The sequence below is a fragment of the Pseudomonas saponiphila genome, assembly GCF_900105185.1.
Lineage (GTDB): Bacteria > Pseudomonadota > Gammaproteobacteria > Pseudomonadales > Pseudomonadaceae > Aquipseudomonas > Aquipseudomonas saponiphila.
On the sequence record NZ_FNTJ01000002.1, the window covers coordinates 591507 to 611262 of the forward strand.

At 64.7% G+C, this 19756-nt stretch carries 16 protein-coding genes and 2 pseudogenes; 4 read left to right on the plus strand and 14 right to left on the minus strand.

Annotated features, from left to right (window positions below; all coding sequences use genetic code 11):
- Positions 1-373 precede the first annotated feature (373 nt).
- The 7 genes and pseudogenes from BLV47_RS24620 to BLV47_RS24650 form a co-directional block, all read right to left on the minus strand.
- The gene (locus BLV47_RS24620) at positions 374-1000 is read right to left on the minus strand and encodes a class I SAM-dependent methyltransferase (protein ID WP_092318568.1); all 627 of its coding nucleotides are present in this window, start codon (positions 998-1000) and stop codon (positions 374-376) included.
- Between the two features lie 116 nt (positions 1001-1116).
- Complete coding sequence (locus BLV47_RS24625) at positions 1117-1761, minus strand: methionine ABC transporter permease (RefSeq protein WP_092318570.1); 645 nt, start codon at positions 1759-1761, stop codon at positions 1117-1119.
- Complete coding sequence (locus tag BLV47_RS24630) at positions 1751-2875, minus strand: methionine ABC transporter ATP-binding protein (protein WP_092318572.1); 1125 nt, start codon at positions 2873-2875, stop codon at positions 1751-1753. The genes BLV47_RS24625 and BLV47_RS24630 overlap by 11 nt, the downstream gene beginning before the upstream one ends.
- 1 nt (position 2876) lies before the next feature.
- The gene (locus BLV47_RS24635) at positions 2877-3686 is read right to left on the minus strand and encodes a MetQ/NlpA family ABC transporter substrate-binding protein (protein WP_092318574.1); all 810 of its coding nucleotides are present in this window, start codon (positions 3684-3686) and stop codon (positions 2877-2879) included.
- Positions 3687-3799: 113 nt separating this feature from the next.
- Positions 3800-5167, minus strand: a complete 1368-nt coding sequence (locus BLV47_RS24640) for an LLM class flavin-dependent oxidoreductase (protein ID WP_092318576.1) — start codon at positions 5165-5167, stop codon at positions 3800-3802.
- Complete coding sequence (locus tag BLV47_RS24645) at positions 5167-6366, minus strand: SfnB family sulfur acquisition oxidoreductase (protein ID WP_092318578.1); 1200 nt, start codon at positions 6364-6366, stop codon at positions 5167-5169. The genes BLV47_RS24640 and BLV47_RS24645 overlap by 1 nt, the downstream gene beginning before the upstream one ends.
- 39 nt (positions 6367-6405) lie before the next feature.
- Positions 6406-6627, minus strand: a pseudogene (locus BLV47_RS24650) (SfnB family sulfur acquisition oxidoreductase); the annotation flags it as partial.
- A gap of 227 nt (positions 6628-6854) precedes the next feature.
- Here BLV47_RS24650 and istA point away from each other — a divergent pair.
- A complete protein-coding gene (gene istA, locus BLV47_RS24655; protein WP_062838241.1) occupies positions 6855-8540 on the plus strand; it encodes an IS21 family transposase in 1686 nt (561 codons plus the stop codon).
- Complete coding sequence (istB, locus tag BLV47_RS24660) at positions 8428-9177, plus strand: IS21-like element IS1474 family helper ATPase IstB (protein WP_062838242.1); 750 nt, start codon at positions 8428-8430, stop codon at positions 9175-9177. Before istA ends, istB begins: the two co-directional genes overlap by 113 nt.
- 92 nt (positions 9178-9269) lie before the next feature.
- Here istB and BLV47_RS24665 read toward each other — a convergent pair.
- The 5 genes and pseudogenes from BLV47_RS24665 to BLV47_RS24685 form a co-directional block, all read right to left on the minus strand.
- A pseudogene (locus BLV47_RS24665) lies at positions 9270-10295 on the minus strand (SfnB family sulfur acquisition oxidoreductase); the annotation flags it as partial.
- Between the two features lie 504 nt (positions 10296-10799).
- Positions 10800-11561, minus strand: a complete 762-nt coding sequence (gene tcyN, locus BLV47_RS24670; protein ID WP_092318580.1) for an L-cystine ABC transporter ATP-binding protein TcyN — start codon at positions 11559-11561, stop codon at positions 10800-10802.
- Positions 11562-11565: 4 nt separating this feature from the next.
- On the minus strand, positions 11566-12231 hold the full coding sequence (tcyL, locus tag BLV47_RS24675) for a cystine ABC transporter permease (protein ID WP_092318582.1): 666 nt from the start codon (positions 12229-12231) through the stop codon (positions 11566-11568).
- Positions 12231-13028 (minus strand): cystine ABC transporter substrate-binding protein, encoded by a 798-nt coding sequence (gene tcyJ, locus BLV47_RS24680; protein ID WP_092318584.1) that lies wholly within the window; start codon positions 13026-13028, stop codon positions 12231-12233. The genes tcyL and tcyJ overlap by 1 nt, the downstream gene beginning before the upstream one ends.
- A 408-nt stretch (positions 13029-13436) precedes the next feature.
- A complete protein-coding gene (locus BLV47_RS24685; protein WP_092318586.1) occupies positions 13437-14432 on the minus strand; it encodes a D-cysteine desulfhydrase in 996 nt (331 codons plus the stop codon).
- Between the two features lie 189 nt (positions 14433-14621).
- Between BLV47_RS24685 and epsC the strand changes: the two genes are divergently transcribed.
- Both epsC and betT read left to right on the plus strand, forming a co-directional pair.
- Positions 14622-15548 (plus strand): serine O-acetyltransferase EpsC, encoded by a 927-nt coding sequence (gene epsC, locus BLV47_RS24690; protein ID WP_092318588.1) that lies wholly within the window; start codon positions 14622-14624, stop codon positions 15546-15548.
- Between the two features lie 572 nt (positions 15549-16120).
- Positions 16121-18082, plus strand: a complete 1962-nt coding sequence (betT, locus tag BLV47_RS24695; RefSeq protein ID WP_167365730.1) for a choline transporter BetT — start codon at positions 16121-16123, stop codon at positions 18080-18082.
- A gap of 9 nt (positions 18083-18091) precedes the next feature.
- Here the strand turns inward: betT and BLV47_RS24700 are convergent, their stop codons facing one another.
- On the minus strand, positions 18092-18349 hold the full coding sequence (locus BLV47_RS24700; RefSeq protein ID WP_092318592.1) for a hypothetical protein: 258 nt from the start codon (positions 18347-18349) through the stop codon (positions 18092-18094).
- A 195-nt stretch (positions 18350-18544) separates the two neighbouring features.
- Positions 18545-19591, minus strand: coding sequence for a LacI family DNA-binding transcriptional regulator (locus tag BLV47_RS24705; protein WP_092318594.1), 1047 nt, complete (start codon positions 19589-19591; stop codon positions 18545-18547).
- Positions 19592-19756 lie beyond the last annotated feature (165 nt).

Here is a 19756-nt window from a genome sequence, read left to right on the forward strand (position 1 = left end):
CGTAGGCGGCCCACAGCCGTAGGAGCTGGCTTGCCAGCGAAGGGGCCCTGGAGGCGGGCGCCTGATCCGGAAACGCCTTCGCCGGCAAGCCGGCTCCTACGAGGTTGGCGGTGCTGCGAATGGCGTAGGCAGCCCACGGCCGTAGGAGCTGGCTTGCCAGCGAAGGGGCCCTGGAGGCGGGCGCCTGATCCGGAAACGCCTTCGCCGGCAAGCCGGCTCCTACGAGGTTGGCGGTGTTGCGAATGGCGTAGGCAGCCCACGGCCGTAGGAGCTGGCTTGCCAGCGAAGAGGCCCTGGAGGCGGGCGCCTGATCTGGGACCGCTTTCGCCGGCAAGCCGGCTCCTACCGGGTTGGCGGTGTGGCGGGGGTGGGGTCAGGCCTTGCGCCAGACGCTGGCCAGCCAGGGTTGCTGTTCACGGGGCAGGCCGGCGGGGCGGTAGTAATGCTCCAGTTCGACAAAACCTGCTTCGGTCAGCAGTGCCTGCCAGGCCGCGAGGTCGTGGTAGGCGCCGTAGCGCGGGCCGTTCCAGCCTTCCTGGTTGTCGCCGCGCGGGTTGGAGCTGAATAGCACGCCGCCGTCCTTGAGGCTGGCATGCAGCTGCTTGAGCACCCGTGGCAGTTCCTGGCGGGGAATGTGAAACAGCACCGCGTTGGCGAAGATGCCGTCGAAGTGGCTCGCCGGTAGATCGAGCTTGAGAAAATCCTGTTGCCACACCTCGCAGCCGCTGTCGTCCCGGGCCATCTGGGTGAAGCGTTCGCAGCCGTCGAGGCCGATGGCGATATGGCCGAGGCGGGTGAAGGTCTGTAGATCGCGCCCCGGGCCGCAGCCAAAATCCAGCACGCGGAACGGCGCCGGGCCCCGGATATGCCGCAGCAGCGCGTCGATGTTCTGGCTGACGTCGTGGTCGCGGGTGCCTTGGCGAAAGTCTTCGGCCACTTGCTGGTAGTGGCCGAGGGTGGTGGCGGTGATGCTGTCGAGATCGTCGGGGGCGAGTTTCATGGCGGGCTGCGGAGGTCGAGGGCAGGGTGGCCAATATAACGCCAATGGCGGCCTTGAGGGCCCTATCGCGAGCAAGCTCGCTCCTGCACAGGGCATCCGAACGGACACCCCGTCCCTCAACGCTTGTTCAGCACCCGCGCCAGGCGGTCGCCGCCCAGCTGGATCGCCGCCACCAGGATCACCAGCAGCACGATCACCGTGAGCATGATCTGGCTGTCGAAACGCTGGTAACCGTAGCGGTAGGCAATGTCTCCCAGGCCTCCCGCGCCAATCGCGCCGGCCATGGCCGAGGAGTTGATCATGGTCACCAGGGTGATGGTGAAACCGCCGACGATGCCCGGCAGCGCTTCCGGCAGCAGCACATGCCAGACGATGTGCCAGCGGCGGCAGCCCATGGCCTGGGCCGCTTCGATCAGGCCGTGATCGACTTCCCGCAGGCTGACTTCGGCAATCCGCGCGAAGAACGGCGTGGCGGCGATGGTTAGTGGCACCACCGCGGCCCACACGCCGTAGGTGGTGCCGACGATCAGCCGGGTGAAGGGGATCAGCGCCACCATCAGGATCAGGAACGGGATCGAGCGGAACAGGTTCACGAAGGCCCCCAGCACCCGGTTCAGGTTCGGCGCCTCATAGATTCCGCCCTTGCCGCTGGTGACCAGGATCACCGCCAGGGGAATCCCTGCCAGCAGGGCGATCAGCGAGGACACGCCGACCATCAGCAGGGTGTCGAGAATGCCCTGCAACAAGCGATCAAACCACATAGCCCAGTACCTCCACTTGCTGTGCCCATTGCCCCGCGCGCTGGCGCAGTGCTTCGGCGTCCAGGGGCGATCCCTGGACCGCCAGCAGCAGTTGCCCCAGGGCGTGGCCCTGAATGCGTTCCACGCCACCTTGCAGCAGGCGCACGCGGCCCCCGAGGGCGCTGAACAGCGCCGCCAGGTCCGGTTCATCATGGCTGCTGCCGGTGAAGCGCAGGCTCAGCACCACGGCCGCCGCGGACGATTCGGGGTGACTGCGCAGGCGGTTTTGCAGCTCTGGCGGCAGGCCATGTTGCAAGGGCGCCAGCAGGGTCTTGCTGACCTCGTGCTGCGGGTTGCCGAAGACTTCCCAGACCGGCCCCTGTTCGACGATGCGCCCGTGTTCCAGCACCACCACGCGGTCGCAGATCTCGCGGATCACCGCCATCTCGTGGGTGATCAGGATGATGGTCAGGCCCAGGCGCTGATTGATCTCCTTGAGCAGGCCGAGGATCGACTGGGTGGTTTCCGGGTCCAGGGCCGAGGTGGCTTCGTCGCACAGCAGGATCTCGGGATCGTGGACCAGGGCCCGGGCGATGCCCACCCGCTGCTTCTGGCCGCCGGACAGTTGCGCCGGGTAGGCCTGGTGCTTGTCCTTGAGGCCCACCAGTTCCAGCAGCTCGCGGACCTTGCGCTGGCGCTCGGCCTTGGGCACCCCGGCCACCTTCAGCGGCAGCTCGACGTTGTGCCATACGGTCTTGGCCGACATCAGGTTGAAGTGCTGGAAGATCATGCCGATGCGCCGGCGCAGGGCCACCAGGCGGTCTTCGTCGAAGTCGCCGATGTCCACTTGATCGATCAGCACCCGGCCGCTGCTGGGCTGTTCCAGGCGGTTGATGGTGCGGATCAGCGACGACTTGCCGGCGCCGCTGCGGCCGATGATGCCGAACACTTCGCCGCGCTGGATCGAAAGATCGATGCCGTGCAGGGCCTGCACCGGACCCTGCTGGCCTTGGTAGGTCTTGCCCAGGCCGATGAAGCGCACCTGGGCGCGGTTCAGTTCGGGGTGCAACTCGGTCTGCTCGGCACGCTGGGGCGCAGGTTCCGACAGCTTGCGCTGTAGCGTCGCGGCACTCATGTCAACCTTCCCAGCCGGCTTGGTAGAGCTTGCCGTGGGCTTTGTCCAGGGCCGCGCGAACGGCGGGCGAATGCTGGTAGATATCGACGAACTTGATCAGCCGCGGGTCGTTCTTGCTCTTGGGCTGGATCACGAACTGGATCACGTATTCCTTGTGGTCCAGGCCGTCGAACAGCAGCGCCGAGCCGGCGTCGAAGGTCTTGGCCAGGCGGATGTAGGCCGGGTAGCCCTGGACCAGGTCGGCGTCGTCATAGGCGCGTACCAGTTGCACGGCTTCGACCTGGAGGATCTTGATCTTCTTCGGGTTGCTGACGATGTCTTCTTCGGTGGCCTTGTAGCCGACTCCCGGCTTGAGGGTGATCAGCCCGGCCTTGGCCAGCAGTTGCAGGCCGCGTCCGCTGTTGATCGGGTCGTTGGCGATGGCCACGCTGGCACCCTCGGGCAGTTCGGCGAAGCTTTTGTATTTCTTCGAGTACAGGCCGACGTTGTTGATGATCCCCGGGGCGAAGGGCACCAGGTCGAAACCGGCGGCGGCCTTGGCGTTTTCCAGGAAGGGGATGTGCTGGAAGTAGTTCACGTCGATGTCGCCTGCGGCCAGGCTGACGTTGGGCGCGATCCAGTCGGTGAACTCCACCAGCTCAACTTTCAGGCCCTGCTTGCCGGCCTCTTCCACGGCGGCCTCCAGGGGAATGGCGAAGGCGGCGGTGGTGCCGACCTTGAGCGGCGCGTCGGCGGCGAACAGGGCGCCGCTGAACAGGCCGAGGGCGAGGGCCAGGGCTTTGACCGGGTGGCGCAGGCGTTTGCTTTTCATGTGGGTCAGGGTCCAAGTCGGGGCGAGGGAATGTGCAGGTTTTGCGGGCCTCTTCGCTGGCAAGCCAGCTCCTACAGGTGAGGTGTGCAGGAGCCGGCTTGCCGGCGCAGCGGTTAGCGGCGGTAGGCCGCGCCGGTGTGTCGTTCAGGCAGTTTGCGGCCTTGGTGGAACAGTTTTTCCCGCAGGGTGCCGTCGTCGTAGGCGGTCTTGTAGGAGCCGCGACGCTGCAGTTCGGGGATCACCAGGTCGATGAAGTCGACATAGCTTTCCGGGGTGACGATGCGGGTCAGGTTGAAGCCGTCCAGACCGGTCTCGGCGATCCAGGATTCCAGCTCGTCGGCCACCTGTTGCGGCGAGCCGACCACGGTGAAGTAGCGGCCGCCCAGGGCGTGCTGCTCCAGCAGCTTGCGCCGGGTCCAGTCGTTGTTCTGCAGGTTCTTGGTGGCCGACTGGATGGCGTTGCTTTTCACGTACTGGATGGGTTCGTCGATCTCGTACTGGGAAAAGTCGATCGCGGTGGACGCGGAAAAATGCGCCACGCCGGCTTCGGCGCTGGCATGGCTGCGGTACTCGGCATGCTTCTGCCAGGCCAGCTCCTCAGTTTCGCCAACGATCACGTTGAGGCCCATGAACACCTTGATGTCCTCTGGGTTGCGTCCGGCGGCCACGGCGCTGGCACGGACCTTGTCCACCTGGGCCTTGGTCGCGGCCTTGTTCTGCCCGCTGATGAACACGCACTCGGCGTGGCGCCCGGCGAACAGCAGGCCGCGATCCGAGCTGCCGGCCTGGAACAGCACCGGGGTGCGCTGCGGCGACGGCTCGCACAGGTGATAGCCGCTGACCTGGTAGAACTCGCCCTGGTGCTCGACCTTGTGCACCTTGTCCGGCTGGGCATAGACGCGCTGCTCGCGGTCGTTGAGTACCGCGTCGTCTTCCCAGCTGCCTTCCCAGAGTTTGTACAGCACCTCCAGGTACTCGTCGGCCTGGTCGTAGCGGCGGTCGTGCTCGATCTGCTGCTTCAGGCCCATGGCCTGGGCGGCGCTGTCCAGGTAGCCGGTGACGATGTTCCAGCCGACCCGGCCACGGCTCAGGTGGTCGAGGGTGGAAAGACGCCGGGCGAACAGGTAGGGCGCCTCGTAGGTGAGGTTGGCGGTCAGGCCGAAGCCCAGGTTCCTGGTGACTGCGGCCATGGCCGAGACCAGCAGCAGTGGGTCGTTGACCGGCAGTTGGATCGACTCCTTGAGGGTCACGTCCACCGAGTTCTGGTAGACGTCGTAGACCCCGACGATGTCGGCGATGAACAGCCCGTCGAATAGCCCGCGCTCCAGCAACTGGGCCAGTTCGGTCCAGTATTCCAGGGTCTTGTACTGGGTCGAGTTGTCCCGCGGATGGGTCCACAGGCCGTGGTTGATGTGCCCGACGCAGTTCATGTTGAAGGCGTTGAGCAGGATCTTCTTTTTCGCGGTTTCTGGCGCGGCCATCAGATGGTCCCCCGCAGTGGCGGGTTCTGCTGGTTGAGGTAGTAGTTGCCCACCGCGTGGTACTTCCAGCGCACCGGATCGTGCAGGGTGTGCACCCGGGCGTTGCGCCAGTGGCGGTCCAGGCCGTGCTCGGCCAGGGTCGCCTGGCTGCCCGCCAGTTCGAACAGGGTGCTGCCGGCGGCCAGGGAAATTTCCGTGCTCAGGGCGCGCACCTCGGCCACGGCGATGGACGCGGCGGCCACGGTGTCGGCGTTGGTCTCGGCCTGGGCCTTGTCGAGGAATTCCCCGGCGCGTTCCAGCAGGGCCTCGGTGGCGTGCAGGCGGATGCTCAGGTGGCCGAAGCTCTTGATGGTCAGCGGGTCTTCGGTGGCCTTGTCGGTGCCGGAGTCGATCCACGGCCGGGTTTTGGTGCGCACGAAGCGCAGGGCGTCTTCATAGGCGGCGCGAGCGATGCCGGTGTCGATGGCGGCGTGGAGGATCTGCGCCAGGGGGCCGACCGGGGTCGGGCGTTCGAAGGCGCTCTGGAACGGCACCACGTCGGCCTCGTCCACCGCCACGTTGTCGAACTGCACCGAGCCGCTGCCGGTGGTGCGCTGGCCGAAGCCGCTCCAGTCGTCGATCACGTTCAGGCCCTGGGCGTCGGCGGGGACGAAGGCCAGTTGCTGCACGCCGTGTTCATCCACCACCGAGGTGGGGATGCGCTGGGCGTAGATGGCGCCGGTGGCGTAGAACTTGCGCCCGTCGATGCGGTAACCCTGGCCGCTGCTGTCGCGGCTCAGGCGGGTGGTGCGGTCGTGGGCGGTCTTGGTGCCCAGTTCGGCCAGGGCGTTGCCGAAGCGGCGGCCGGCCAGGACTTCGGCGTACAGCCGTTGTTTCTGCGCTTCGCTGCCGTTCACCCGCAGCACTTCCAGGGCGTAGAAATGGTTCTGCGGGATCTGCCCCAGGGAGGCGTCGGCCTCGGCGATCAGGGCGATGACCTTGGCCAGGGTGACGTTGGACACTCCAGCGCCGCCGTAGGCCTTGGGCACGCTGATGCCCCACAGGCCGGAGCGGGTGAAGGCTTCCAGTTCCGGGTGCGGCAGGCGCCGTTCGCGGTCGCGCAGGGCGCTGTCGCGTTTGAAGTCTTCAGCCAGGTCGCTGGCGACAATCAGGGCTTGTTCATCGCTGGTGATAACCGCGATGTGTTGAGAAAGAGACATGTGTTTCTCCAGAGATCTGGTCAAAAGCGTTCTGGGCGGTTAAATCCAGGAGTGCCGGGCCGGCAGCGTGCCGTTCAGGTGGTAGGCGCCGACGGCGTGGTACTTCCAGCGCACCGGGTCGTGCAGGGTGTGCACCCGGGCGTTGCGCCAGTGACGATCGAGGTTGAATTCGGCGAGGGTGGCGCGGCTGCCGGCAAGCTCGAAGAGCTTTTCGCTGGCCAGCAGCGAGATCTCGGTGGTCAGCACCTTGGCCTCGGCCACGGTGCGGATTTCGGAGCACCGTGACCGGCCGTTTCGGTTGATCGTGACCGGTCATTTCGCTAACGCGTGACCGCTCATTTCGGTAGCAACGTGACCGATTTTCCGCCTGTTCCGAAACAGGTGGTCACGGCTTACCGAAATCGCCGGTCACGACTTAGCGAAAGCCTTCCCCTTCGTTGCGCATGACCTGATGCGCCGCCATCCTCGACCGATTTCGGGAGAGGAAGATGGCGGCGCCGCGAGTAGCCATGCGAAACATCAAAGAATGTCTGCGCCTCAAGTTTGAGGCCGGCTTGTCCCACGAGAAGATTGCCCGTGCCTTGCAGCTGTCCAAGGGCGTGGTTAGCAAGTACATCGCGGCGGCGCGGGTGGCCGGGCTGGACTGGCCGGCGCTGGTGGCCATGGACGAGGCCGCGCTGGCGGCCGCCTTGTTTGCACCGACGTCGACGAACAAGCCGCGCGGTGAGCGAGTGCTGCCCGATGTGCTGAGCATCCACCGCGAGTTGCGACGCAAGGGCGTGACCTTGCAGCTGCTGTGGGAGGAATATCTCGCCGCGCATGCGGGCCAGCCGACCTACCGCTACACCCAGTTCGTCGAGCACTACCGGCGCTACGCCCAGACGCTCAAACGTTCGATGCGTCAGCTGCACCGTGCGGGCGAGAAGCTATTCATCGACTATGCCGGGCCGACGCTGCCGGTGGTCGACCCGGCCACCGGCGAAGTGCGCCGGGCGCACATCTTCGTCGCCGCCCTGGGCGCCTCGAATTACACCTATGCCTGCGCGACGCCAGGCGAAACCCAGGTGGACTGGCTGACCTCGCTGGGCCAGGCTCTGACCTACTTTGGCGGCGTGCCGGAAATGGTTGTGCCGGACAATCCGCGCGCCCTGGTCGCCCAGCCGGATCGCTACGAGCCGGGCCTGAACCGGGCCACGCTGGAGTGCGCGCGTCATTACCAGACGGTGATCCTGCCGGCACGGCCACGCAAGCCTCAGGACAAGGCCAAGGCCGAGGTGGCGGTGCAGGTGGTCGAGCGCTGGATCATGGCGCGGCTGCGCCATCGGCAGTTCTTCAGCCTGCATGCGCTTAACCAGGCCATCGCCGAGCTGCTGGAGGATCTGAATCGGCGCCCGTTCAAGCGGCTCGATGGCTGCCGGCGCGACTGGTTCGAGCGCCTGGATCGCCCGGCCTTGCGAGCGCTGCCGGTGCATCCCTACGAGGTCGCCACCTTCAAGCGCTGCAAGGTCAGCATCGACTACCACATCGAGGTCAATGGCAGCTTCTACAGCGTGCCCTCCGCCCTGGCCCGGCAGAACGTGGACGTGCGACTGACGGCACACACCCTGGAAGTGCTGCATGGCAACCGGCGGGTGGCCAGCCACCTGCTGCTGGGGCGACGCGGCGCTTACAGTACCCAGCGCGAGCACATGCCCGCGGCGCACCAGGCGCATCGCGAATGGACGCCACAACGCCTGCTCGACTGGGGCGCGCGGATCGGCCCCTACACGCGCCAACTGATCGATCACCAACTGACCCACAAGCCGCACCCGGAGATGGGCTACCGCGCCTGCCTCGGCCTGCTCTCGCTGGCCCGGCGCTATGGCAATGCACGCCTGGAAGCCGCTGCCGAACGTGCCGTACACCTGCGCGCCTTCACCGGGCGCAGCGTGCGCAACCTGCTCCAGCAAGGCCTGGATCAACAGCCGCTGCCCCAGCGTGCCGCCGAAACGACCTTACCCGGCGACCACGAGAACGTCCGTGGCGCCGACTACTACCAACCCCCGCAACAGGAGCTGTTCGATGATGCCGCAACACACCCTGAATCAACTGCACCAGCTACGCCTGGACGGCATGGCCCGCGCCCTGGAAGAGCAATGGACGCTGCCGGCCAGCCACAGCCTGAGCTTCGATGAACGCCTCGGCCTACTGCTCGACCGCGAACTGGCCTGGCGTGACAACCAGCGCCTGGTACGGCTGCGCAAGAAGGCCAAGCTCAAGTACGCCAACGCCTGCCTGGAAGATCTCGACCGCCGCACCGGACGCGCCCTGGACGAGCGTCTGATCGCCACCCTGGCCAGTGGCGACTGGATCCGCCAGCAGCACAACCTGCTGCTGACCGGCCCGACCGGTGCCGGCAAAACCTGGCTGGCCTGCGCCCTGGGCAACCAGGCCTGCCGCCAGGGCTATAGCACCCTGTACCTGCGCACCCCGCGCCTGCTGGAACAACTGCGCATCGCTCATGGCGACGGCAGCTTCGGCCGTACCCTGCAACAGCTGGCAAAGGTCGACGTCCTGGTGCTGGACGACTGGGCGCTAGCCCCGCTGGAGGAAGGAGCCCGGCATGACCTGCTGGAGGTGATCGACGACCGCGCTGGCAGCCGCTCCACCATCCTGACGAGCCAACTGCCCATCGAGCACTGGCACGGCTGGATCAACGACCCGACCCTGGCCGATGCCATCCTCGACCGCCTGGTGCACAACGCCTACCGACTGACGATGAAAGGCGAGTCGCTGCGCCGAAAAAAAGCCGAGGAACAAGCCGCATCGTGACCGATGCGATTACAATCCAGAACCCGCGCAACCGGGGTGGAAGCACCGGTCACGTATTAGCGAAACGCTCGGTCACGTTCACCGAAATCCGCAGCCACGGCGATCGAGGCGCGGGCCGCGGACTCGGCGGTGATCGGCGCCGCGCTGACCTGGTCCAGCACCTGCCCGGCCTTGCGCAGCAGGGCCTCGGCGGCGTGCAGTTCGATCTGCAACTTGCCAATGTCGGCGATCACGTACAGGTCGTCGCTGGCGCGCTCGACGTTGGCGTCGATCCACGGGCGGGAGCGTTCACGGACAAAGGCGATGGCGTCGGCCACGGCTTCCCGGGCGATGCCGGCATCGATGGCGGCCTGGATCAGTTGCGACACCGCGCCCTGGATATTCGGCGACTCGTTGATCCGCCAGTTGTCCAGCACCAGCTCGGACTCGACCCGCACATCGTTGAGCAGGATGGTGCCGCTGGCGGTGGTGCGCTGACCGAAGCCCGACCAGTCGTCGACGATACGCAGGCCTGGTGTGCCGCGACGGACGAAGGCCAGTACCTGGCGGCCTTCTTCGTTCAGCGCCTTGACCGCCACCCAGTGGGCGAACAGCGCGCCGGTGGAGTAGAACTTCTGGCCGTTGAGCACATGGCCGTCGGCATCTTTGGTGATTCGCGCCTTGAGTTCCAGGGTGTTCTTGGTGCCACGTTCCGGGCCGGCATTGCCGATGCGCCAGCCTTCCAGAACGCTTTGCAGCAGCTGTTTCTTTTGCCGCTCGGTGCCGCAGCCGAGGATCAGGCCGAGGATGCCGAACTGGTTCTGCGGGATCTGTCCCAGGGCCGGGTCGGCCGCGGAAACGATGGCGAAGACTTCGGCCAGGGTGACGAAGGACACCTGTGGCCCGCCGTAGGCGCGGGGCACGGAAATGCTGCCCAGGCCGCTGCGGGTGAATTGTTCGATCTGCGCCCAGGGCAGCTTGCGCTGACGGTCGCGTTGGGCGGCTTGCTGACGGGCTGCGTCGGCCAGTTCATGGGCAGCCTGAAGGGCTTCGGCGTCGTTGCGCAGTACCCGAGCGGGCAGCAAAAGGGGAGCAATATCCAGGTCACTCTGGACCTGGGCTTCGATCAGACTGGACATCAGCGCCACTCCTTGGCTGCACGCAATGCCCTGGCGATCTGCACTGGGGTGATTGTGTTCCGGACCATACCTACCTCACATCTTTTGGATAGGCCGCGTTGTGCGGCGAAATCAGAATCAAGAATGTCCGGTGGTCCGGTGCATATACCCTATGCGCGTATAAAAATTAAATAAACTAACTTTTAGGAATATGAATAGAAGGGTTGAATCGGAGCCCGCAGGCGTTATGGATCAAGGCCTTAGAGTGCTTCTACGGCCGTGGTTCTGGCGACGAATGGCCCCCCAAAACCACCTGTATCTGCACGTAGGAGCTGGCTTGCCAGCGAAGGCGCCCGCGAGGGCATTGCAAGGCTTGAGGGCCTCTTCGCCGGCAAGCCGGCTCCTACGGGAATTGTGGTGAGGGGGCGGGTCTGCTGTAGGAGCTGGCTTGCCAGCGAAGGCGCCCGCGAGGGCGGTGCAAGGCTTGAGGGCCTCTTCGCCGGCAAGCCGGCTCCTACGGGGGTGTCAGGCGGGGGACTGGCCGTGCTGGAGAAACTTGCTGAGAAACTGTCGGGTGCGCTCGTGCTGGGGGTTGGCGAACAGCGCCTTGGCTTCGCCCTGTTCGACGATCACCCCCTTGTCGAAGAAGATCACCCGGTTGGCCACGTCCCGGGCAAAGCCCATTTCGTGGGTGACGATGACCATGGTGCGTTTCTCTTCGGCCAGGCTACGGATGGTGGCCAGGACTTCGCCCACCAGTTCCGGGTCCAGGGCCGAGGTCGGCTCGTCGAACAGGATCACTCCGGGTTCCATGGCCAGGGCTCGGGCAATCGCCACCCGCTGTTGCTGACCACCGGACAGGCGCCTGGGGTAGCTGTCTTCCTTGCCCGCCAGGCCAACCTTGGCCAATAGCTTGCGGCCCAGGGCCAGGGCTTGCTCCCGTGGGGTTTTCTTCACCACCAGCGGGCCCTCGATGACGTTTTCCAGGGCGGTGCGGTGGGGGAACAGGTTGAAGTTCTGGAACACGAAACCCACGTGCTGGCGCAATTGGCGTATCCGCCCCTGCTGCTGGCTCAGGGGGATGTTGCTGTCGATGGCGATGTCGCCGATGCGGATGCGTCCGCTGGTCGGTTCTTCAAGAAAGTTCAGGCAGCGCAGGAAGGTGGTCTTGCCCGAACCGCTGGGGCCGATGATGGCGACCACCTCGCCTTCCTTGACCTGCAGGTCGATGCCATTGAGCACCGTCTGGCCCTTGAACTGCTTGGTCAGTTTTTCCACCACGATCATGGTTTCAAGACTCCTGGTCGTGCCGATTGACCCGCTGTTCCAGACGGTTCTGCAGGTGCGCGAGCACGCTGGCGAGAATCCAGTAGATCAGCGCGGCGGCAAGATACATGGTGAATATTTCGAAGGTACGGGCAGTAATCAGCTGCGCCTGGCGGAACAGTTCCGGTACCTGGATGGTGGCGGCCAGGGCGGTGTCCTTGACCAGGGAAATGAAGCTGTTGCCCAGCGGCGGCAGGGCCGTGCGCATGGCTTGCGGGAGGATCGCCCGGCGCAGGGTCTGGGCCCGGGTCATGCCGATGCTGGCGGCCGCTTCCCATTGACCGCGTTCGATGGAACCGATGGCAGCCCGAAGGATTTCACAGGCGTAGGCCGCCATGTTCAGGGAGAAGCCGATCAGCGCGGCGGGCAGTGGGTCCAGTTCCAGCCCCAGTTGCGGCAGGCCGTAATAGATCACGAACAGCTGCACCAAAAGCGGTGTGCCACGAAAGAACGACACGTAGACCCGGGCAATCCAGCTCACCAGCTTGAAGCGGGACAGGCGCATCAAGGCCAGGCCAAAGCCCAGCAGCAGTCCGAAGAACATGCCGCCGAGGCTGAGGATCACTGTGTAATACGCGCCCTTGAGGAGAAATGGCGCTGAATCCAGCGCCAGTTGCAGGCCTGCTTCCATTATTGAGTGACGTCAGCGTTGAAGTATTTCTCCGAGAGTTTTTTCAGCGTGCCATCGGCCCGCAGCTCTTCGATCGCCTTGTTCACTGCGGCCAGCAGTTCAGGCTCGCCCTTGCGCAGGGCAACACCGGCTTCCTGGCGGGAGAAGGGTTCGCCGGAAACTACCAGGGTGTCCTTGGTTTTCTTGATCAGTTCGAAGGCCGCCAGGCGGTCCACCAGAATGGCGTCGATACGGCCTACGCGCAGGTCCTGGTATTTGGTCGGATCATCGTCGTAGGTCTTGATGATGGCGTTCGGCACGTTGTCCTTGAGCCATTGCTCGTAGTTGGTGCCCAGGCCCACGCCGACCTTGTGGCCACCCAGGTCGGCGGCCGTCTTGAACTTGCCTTCGTCCTTTTTCTGGGTCAGGGCCTGGATCCCGGAGATGGTGTAGGGGGTGGAGAAGTCGTACTTTTTCTTGCGCTCTTCAGAGATGGTCACCTGGTTGATCACCGCGTCCAGGCGCTTGGATTCCAGGGCCGCGAGAATGCCGTCCCACTTGGTCGGCTGCAGCTTGACCTTGACCCCGAGCTTGTTCGCCAGGGCCTCGGAGAATTCCACTTCGAAGCCGGCCAGCTTGCCGTTTTCATCGACATAGCTGAAGGGTGGGTAGGTGCCTTCCAGGCCGACGTTGATCACGCCTGCATCCTTGATCTTCTGCAGTTGCTCGCCGGCAACCGCTTGTCCCATCAGTCCGGCACCGAGGGCCAGGCCCAGTGTGCCAATCAGCAGATTGCGACGCAGTACGGAAAAATTCATGACAAGCCCCTGTGATGTTCTTATGCACGATGCGGGTGGGAGATGCAGGCCAATCGGTGAGCCGAGAGTGACGCCTTATCCTGCCTTAATGCAGCGTATGCGTCTTTTGCCAAATCAGCCTGCGGCGCGACTATAAGGCGACGTTGATAGGATTAAAAATAATATAAATTCACTTTGTTATTCGTTTTTGTTTGGTTTCCTTTGGTCAATCCCCTTTGTGGTAGCTGGCTTGTCAGCGAAGGCGTCCGAGAGGACGACGCAAGGCCAGCGAGCCTCTTCGCCGGCAAGCCGGCTCCTACAGAAATCTGTGCTGTGTCCCCTGCGTAGGAGCTGGCTTGCCAGCGAAGGCGTCCGTGAGGGCGACGCAAGGCTTGTGGGCCTCTTCGTCGGCAAGCCGGCTTCTGCAGTTCAGGCGAAGGCGCCGGGGTAGGCGAACAGCGCCGGGGCGCCACCGGTGTGCAGGAAGATGATCGGGCCATCGTTGAAACGCTGGCGGCCAACGCCATCCAGCAGGCCGGCCATGGCCTTGCCGGTGTACACCGGGTCCAGCAACAGGCCTTCCTGGCTGGCCAGCAATTTGACCGCGGCCAGGGTGCCGGCATTGGGTTCGCCGTAACGGGGGGCGAAGTATTCGTCCCACAGTTGCACGTTGAAGCTGTCCGGCAGGGTGACCCCCAGCAGCTCGGCGGTGCGTTCGGCCAGGCCCTGGACCTTGGGCCGCTGATTTTCGTCGCTGCGCGAGACGGTCACGCCGATCACCGGCAACTGCGGCAGCACTTCGCTCAAGGCCAGGGCCAGGCCACTGTGGGTGCCGGCGCTGCCGGAGGCCAGGACCACCGCGGCGAATTCCAGGCCGCTGTCTTCGATCTGCTGGGCCAGCTCCAGGCCAGCCCTTACGTAACCCAGGGCCCCCAAGGCGTTGGAGCCGCCGATGGGCACCAGGTAGGGTTTCTTGCCGTTGCTGCGCAGGCGCGCGGCCAGTGCCTGCAACTGTTCGTCGGCCTGGTCGAGGTTCTCCACCAGCTCGACCTTGGCGTCGAACAACTCCAGCAGCAGGCGGTTGCCGTTGCCCAGGTAGCTGGGGTCTTCGGTGCCGATGGGGTTTTCCAGCAGGGCCACGCAACCCAGGCCGAGCTTGGCGGCCAGGGCCGCAGTCTGGCGCACGTGGTTGGACTGGATCGCGCCAGCGGTGATCAGGGTATCGGCGCCCTGGGCCAGGGCGTCGGCGGCCAGGTATTCGAGTTTGCGCAGCTTGTTGCCGCCCATGGCCAGGGGCGTGGTGTCGTCGCGCTTGACGTAGATATCGCGGCCGATCCAGGACGACAGGCGTTCGAGTTTTTCCAGGGCGGTGGTAGACCCGAGCAGGTCGAGACGGTGAAAGCGGGCAAGCTGTTGTTTGATCATGAGTTCGCACGGAACAGGAAAGGTGCAAGGACTATAGGCAGCGATATTTGCCCGGGCAACCGCCAATCGCTTATGCGAAAAAGTATTGTAAACCGAACAATTAGTTCTTAAACCCCGCCCTGGCGGGGCGTAAAGTGATCGCCGTTTGCGCGGCCCGATTGTCCGGCCGCCCGAGTAAGGAGTCTTATCGTGAGCGAGCGTTCCAGCCATTGGCAATTGCAGACCATCGTTGGCCAACTGCGCGATGCCCGTGACCAGTGGCGTACCCGCAACGGTCGGGTCAGCGGCGAGCAGGGCGGCCGTGAATTGCCCTCGCGAGCAGCCATGGCGGAGATCCTTGAGGCCCTGTGCGGAGCCTTGTTCCCCATGCGCCTGGGGCCGGTGGACCTGCGTGAAGAGAGTGAAGACTTCTACGTCGGCCACACCCTGGACGCCGCCCTCAACTCGTTGCTGGCCCAGGCGCGCCTGGAGCTGCGTTATGTGGCCCGGCAGAACGGCGAGGCGGATGCCGAGGTCGATGCCAAGGCGATTCGCCTGATCCAGGATTTCGCCCTGGCCCTGCCGGGCCTGCGGGTGTTGCTCGACACCGACGTGCTGGCCGCCTACCACGGTGACCCGGCGGCCCGCAGCGTCGATGAAGTGCTGCTGTGCTACCCGGGCATCCTGGCGGTGATTCACCACCGCCTGGCGCATCATCTGTACCGCGCTGGCCTGCCGTTGCTGGCGCGGATCAGCTCGGAAATCGCCCACTCGGCCACTGGCATCGACATTCACCCGGGGGCGCAGATCGGCCGCAGTTTTTTCATCGACCACGGCACCGGCGTGGTGATCGGCGAGACCGCGATCATCGGCGAGCGGGTGCGCATCTACCAGGCGGTAACCCTGGGCGCCAAGCGCTTCCCGGCGGACGAGGACGGCCAGTTGCAGAAGGGTCACCCGCGCCACCCGATCGTCGAGGATGACGTGGTGATCTACGCCGGCGCGACCATTCTCGGGCGCATCACCATCGGCAAGGGCTCGACCATTGGCGGCAACGTCTGGCTGACCCGCAGCGTGCCGGCCGGTTGCAACCTGACCCAGGCCAACCTGCAGCACGACGACGGCTCGCAGAAGTAGGAGCTGGCTTGCCAGCGAAGGCGTCCCCGAGAACGATGCAGGTCTTGCGGGCCTCTTCGCCGGCAAGCCGGCTCCTACCCAGGAATGTGCACGGCCGCTTGCTGTAGGAGCTGGCTTGCCAGCGAAGGCGCCCCTGAGAGCGGTGCAGATCTTGCGGGCCTCTTCGCCGGCAAGCCGGCTCCTACCCAGGAATGTGCACGGCCGCTTGCTGTAGGAGCTGGCTTGCCAGCGAAGGCGTCCCTGAGAGCGGTGCAGATCTTGCGGGCCTTTTCGCCGGCAAGCCGGCTCCTACGGAGGGGGGACGTTTTGTTCTGCTGAACGATTCCGTTCGACATCCGTCATACCCTTCCTTGAGCTAGCGTACTGAACGGTACCGCTGAGCCCTGCGATTAGTCCTGAAACGCCTATCCATGTTTAACTTGAACGCTCGTTCAAGTTAAACCGGCGGTTCGCTGCCCGCTCACAACAGGAGGCTTGCCTTTGCTGAGTCCGTACATTTCAGCCATGTTTCATCCCTTCGAGGTGCACCGATCATGAGTGCGCCATCCAGCTCCGCGAATACTCTGATTCGCATGAACCCCCCGGTGTTCTACTTCGCCGCGAGCTTTATCCTGATCTTCGGCGTGGTGGTGATTTCCATGCCGGAACAGGCCGGCGCCTGGCTCCTGGCCGCGCAGAACTGGGCGGCCAATACGGTCGGCTGGTACTACATGCTGGCCATGACCCTGTACCTGGTCTTCGTGGTGGTCACCGCCTTGTCCGGCTACGGCAAGATCAAGCTCGGTGCCGACCACGACGAACCCGAGTTCAGTTACCTGTCCTGGGCCGGCATGCTGTTCGCCGCCGGGATCAGTATCACCCTGTTCTTCTTCTGCGTTTCCGAACCCCTGACCCACATGCTGCAACCGCCTCAGGGCGAGGCCGGCACCGCCGAGGCGGCGCGCCAGGGCATGCAGTTGCTGTTCCTGCACTGGGGCCTGCACGGCTGGGGGGTGTTCGCTTTCGTCGGCATGGCCCTGGCCTATTTCGCCTACCGGCATAACCTGCCGCTGGCCCTGCGTTCGGCGCTGTATCCGCTGATCGGCAAGCGCATCAACGGCCCCATCGGCTACGCGGTGGACGGCTTCGGCATCATCGCCACGGTGTTCGGCTTGGGCGCCGACATGGGCTTTGGCGTGCTGCACTTGAACTCCGGTCTCGATTACCTGTTCGGCATTGCCCATACCCAGTGGATCCAGGTTGGCCTGATCACCCTGATGATGGGCGCGGCGATCATTGTCGCGGTGTCCGGAGTCGACAAGGGTGTGCGGGTGATGTCCGACATCAACATGCTGCTAGCGGTGGCGCTGCTGCTGTTCGTGCTGTTCGCCGGTCCGCCCCAGCACTTGCTCAACACCCTGATCCAGAACCTCGGGGACTATCTGGGGGCGTTGCCGACCAAGAGTTTCGATGTCTACGCCTACAACAAGCCCAGTGACTGGCTGGGCGGCTGGACCGTGTTCTACTGGGCCTGGTGGATTGCTTGGTCGCCGTTCGTGGGGTTGTTCATCGCGCGGATTTCCCGGGGCCGGACCATCCGCGAGTTCGTCTTCGGCGTGCTGCTGATTCCCCTGGGCTTCACCCTGGCGTGGATGTCGATCTTCGGTAACAGCGCCATCGACCAGGTGCTCAACCATGGCATGAGCGCCCTGGGCTTGTCGGCCATCGACAACCCCTCGATGACCCTTTACCTGCTACTGGAAACCTACCCCTGGAGCAAGACCGTGATCGCGGTCACGGTGTTCATCAGCTTCGTGTTCTTCGTCACTTCGGCGGACTCCGGCACCGTGGTGCTCTCGACCCTGTCGGCCAGGGGCGGCAACGCCGACGAAGACGGGCCGAAATGGCTGCGGGTGTTCTGGGGCGCGATGACCGCGCTGGTCACCAGCGCGCTGTTGTTCGCCGGCAGCATCGACTCGCTGAAGTCGGCGGTGGTGCTGACCTCGCTGCCGTTCTCGCTGATCCTGCTGCTGATGATGTGGGGGCTGCACAAGGCGTTCTACCTGGAATCGCAGCGGCGCATTGCCCAGCTGCACTCTCTGGCGCCGGTCGCGCCTTCGCGGCGGGGCAAGGGCGGCTGGCGCCAGCGCCTGAGCCAGGCGGTGCATTTCCCGTCCCGCGATGAGGTGTATCGCTTCCTCGACCAGACGGTGCGCCCGGCCATCGAGGAGGTGACCGCGGTGTTCGCCGAGAAGGGTCTGAACGTGGTGACCCAGCCCGACCCGGCCAATGACAGCGTCAGCCTGGAGATCGGCCATGGCGATCAGCACCCGTTCATCTACCAGGTGCAGATGCGCGGCTACTTCACTCCGTCTTTCGCCCGTGGCGGCATGGGCCCGAAGGAGCTGCGCAACCGCCGCTACTACCGGGCCGAAGTGCATCTGGCCGAGGGCAGTCAGGATTACGATCTGATGGGCTACAGTAAGGAGCAGATCATCAACGACATCCTCGACCAGTACGAACGCCACATGCAGTTCCTGCATCTGGTGCGCTGAGCCAGGTGCTCAGGCCCTGGTGAGCAGCAGGTAGAGCACCAGGGCCAGCACCGGCACGGCAAACACCAGACTGCCGACCATCAGTTCCGACCTCAGGGGCTGATGGGCGGTGACCATCCCCACGGCGCCGTTGATCACCGTCAACGCCAGCCACAACCCGGTAAATCCGTAGCTCAATGTCGCTCGGGAAAAGCCCAGCCGCTCGCCGATGAACAGCAGCAGTGCCAGCAGAATCAGGCCGAAGGTGATGATGATGGTGGTGTGCATGGAAAGCGTCTCCTGCAGGAGCGGTCGGACGATGTCGCGCCAGCCGGCTCGGGGTGTTTGCCGGCCTGTTCATGGAGCATAGGCGGCAAACCGGCTCGCTTGCGGTCGGTGCAAGGCTTGAGCAAATCTTCGCCGACAAGTCGGAGTTCGCGTTCCGGCATTGTGCTCGGCGCTGCGCGAACTGCCGGCCTGAGGCTAGGTGCTTTCGCGCTCTATCACCTGGCATTGCAGCAGGTTCAGGCGCTGCACTGGCGCGCGGGTTGGCAGCACCCCGAGGCTTTCCAGGACCCGGGTCGCGGCCAGTACGCCGATCTCCAGCGCCGGTGGCTGGATGGTGCTCAGGCTGGGCAGCAGCATCTGGGCAAAGGGGTAGTCGCCAAAGCCCAGCACCGCGCAGTCTTGGGGAATCTTCAGCCCGGCGCGTTGCCCCGCCAGCAGGCCGCCGGCGGCCAGGTTGTCGTTGGCGAAGATGATGGCGTCGGGGCGCGGTGAGGCGCTCATCAGGGTCTGCATGGCCTGTTTCCCTGCTTCGAAGGGGGGCAGGTCGGGTTCCGGGGCAAACACCCTGGGGGGCAATTCCAACTCTTCCAGGGTGGCGAGATAGCCGTCGCGGCGCTCCAGGGCGCTGTAGTCGCCGGGGGCGCTGTTCTGCACGAAGGCAATGCGCCGGTAGCCCTTGGCGTGCAGGTGGCGAACCGCGCTGACCCCGACCTGAAAGTGAGAAAAGCCGATCTGCATGGGCTGGCGCTGTGGCTGGTAGTCCCAGGTTTCGATCAGCGGGATCTCGGTTTCGGCGAGCATCTTTTCCGTGCCTGGGCTGTGGAAGTGGCTGGTCAGCACCAGGGCTGCCGGCGACCAGCCGAGAAAGGCCCGTACCGCGCTCTCTTCCTGTTTCTCGTCGAAGTAGCTGGAGGCCAGCAGCAACTGATAGCCATGGCGGCTGAGGGTGTCGCTGAAGCCCTGGATGGTCTGGGCGAAGATCGGTCCGGAAATGTTCGGAATGACCATGGCGACGATTCTGCCCCGGGCCGAGGCCAAGCCGCCGGCCACCAGATTGGGCACGTAGCCGAGTTCCGCCACCACGGCGGCGATGCGTTCCCGACGTTCGGGAGAGACGCTCTCGGGCTGGTTGAAGTAGCGCGACACGGTGATCGCCGAGACCCCGGCCTGGCGCGCCACGGTGTTCAGGGTCACGCGGCCGGCGCCGCGGCGCTTGCGGCCAGGCGCTGGGTCAGTGGTCATGAGGGCATTCCTTGGACTGAACAAAAAGGCATATAAAAGTAATTTTTCAGTATTTGACGCTCTATGCAGAGCGTGTCGATACTGGCGATGTTAGCGCTAACAAGGCGTCATGTCTGCTACTCGCTCGAGCGAATGTCCAAGACAGATTTCAGGCACTGCCGGCGC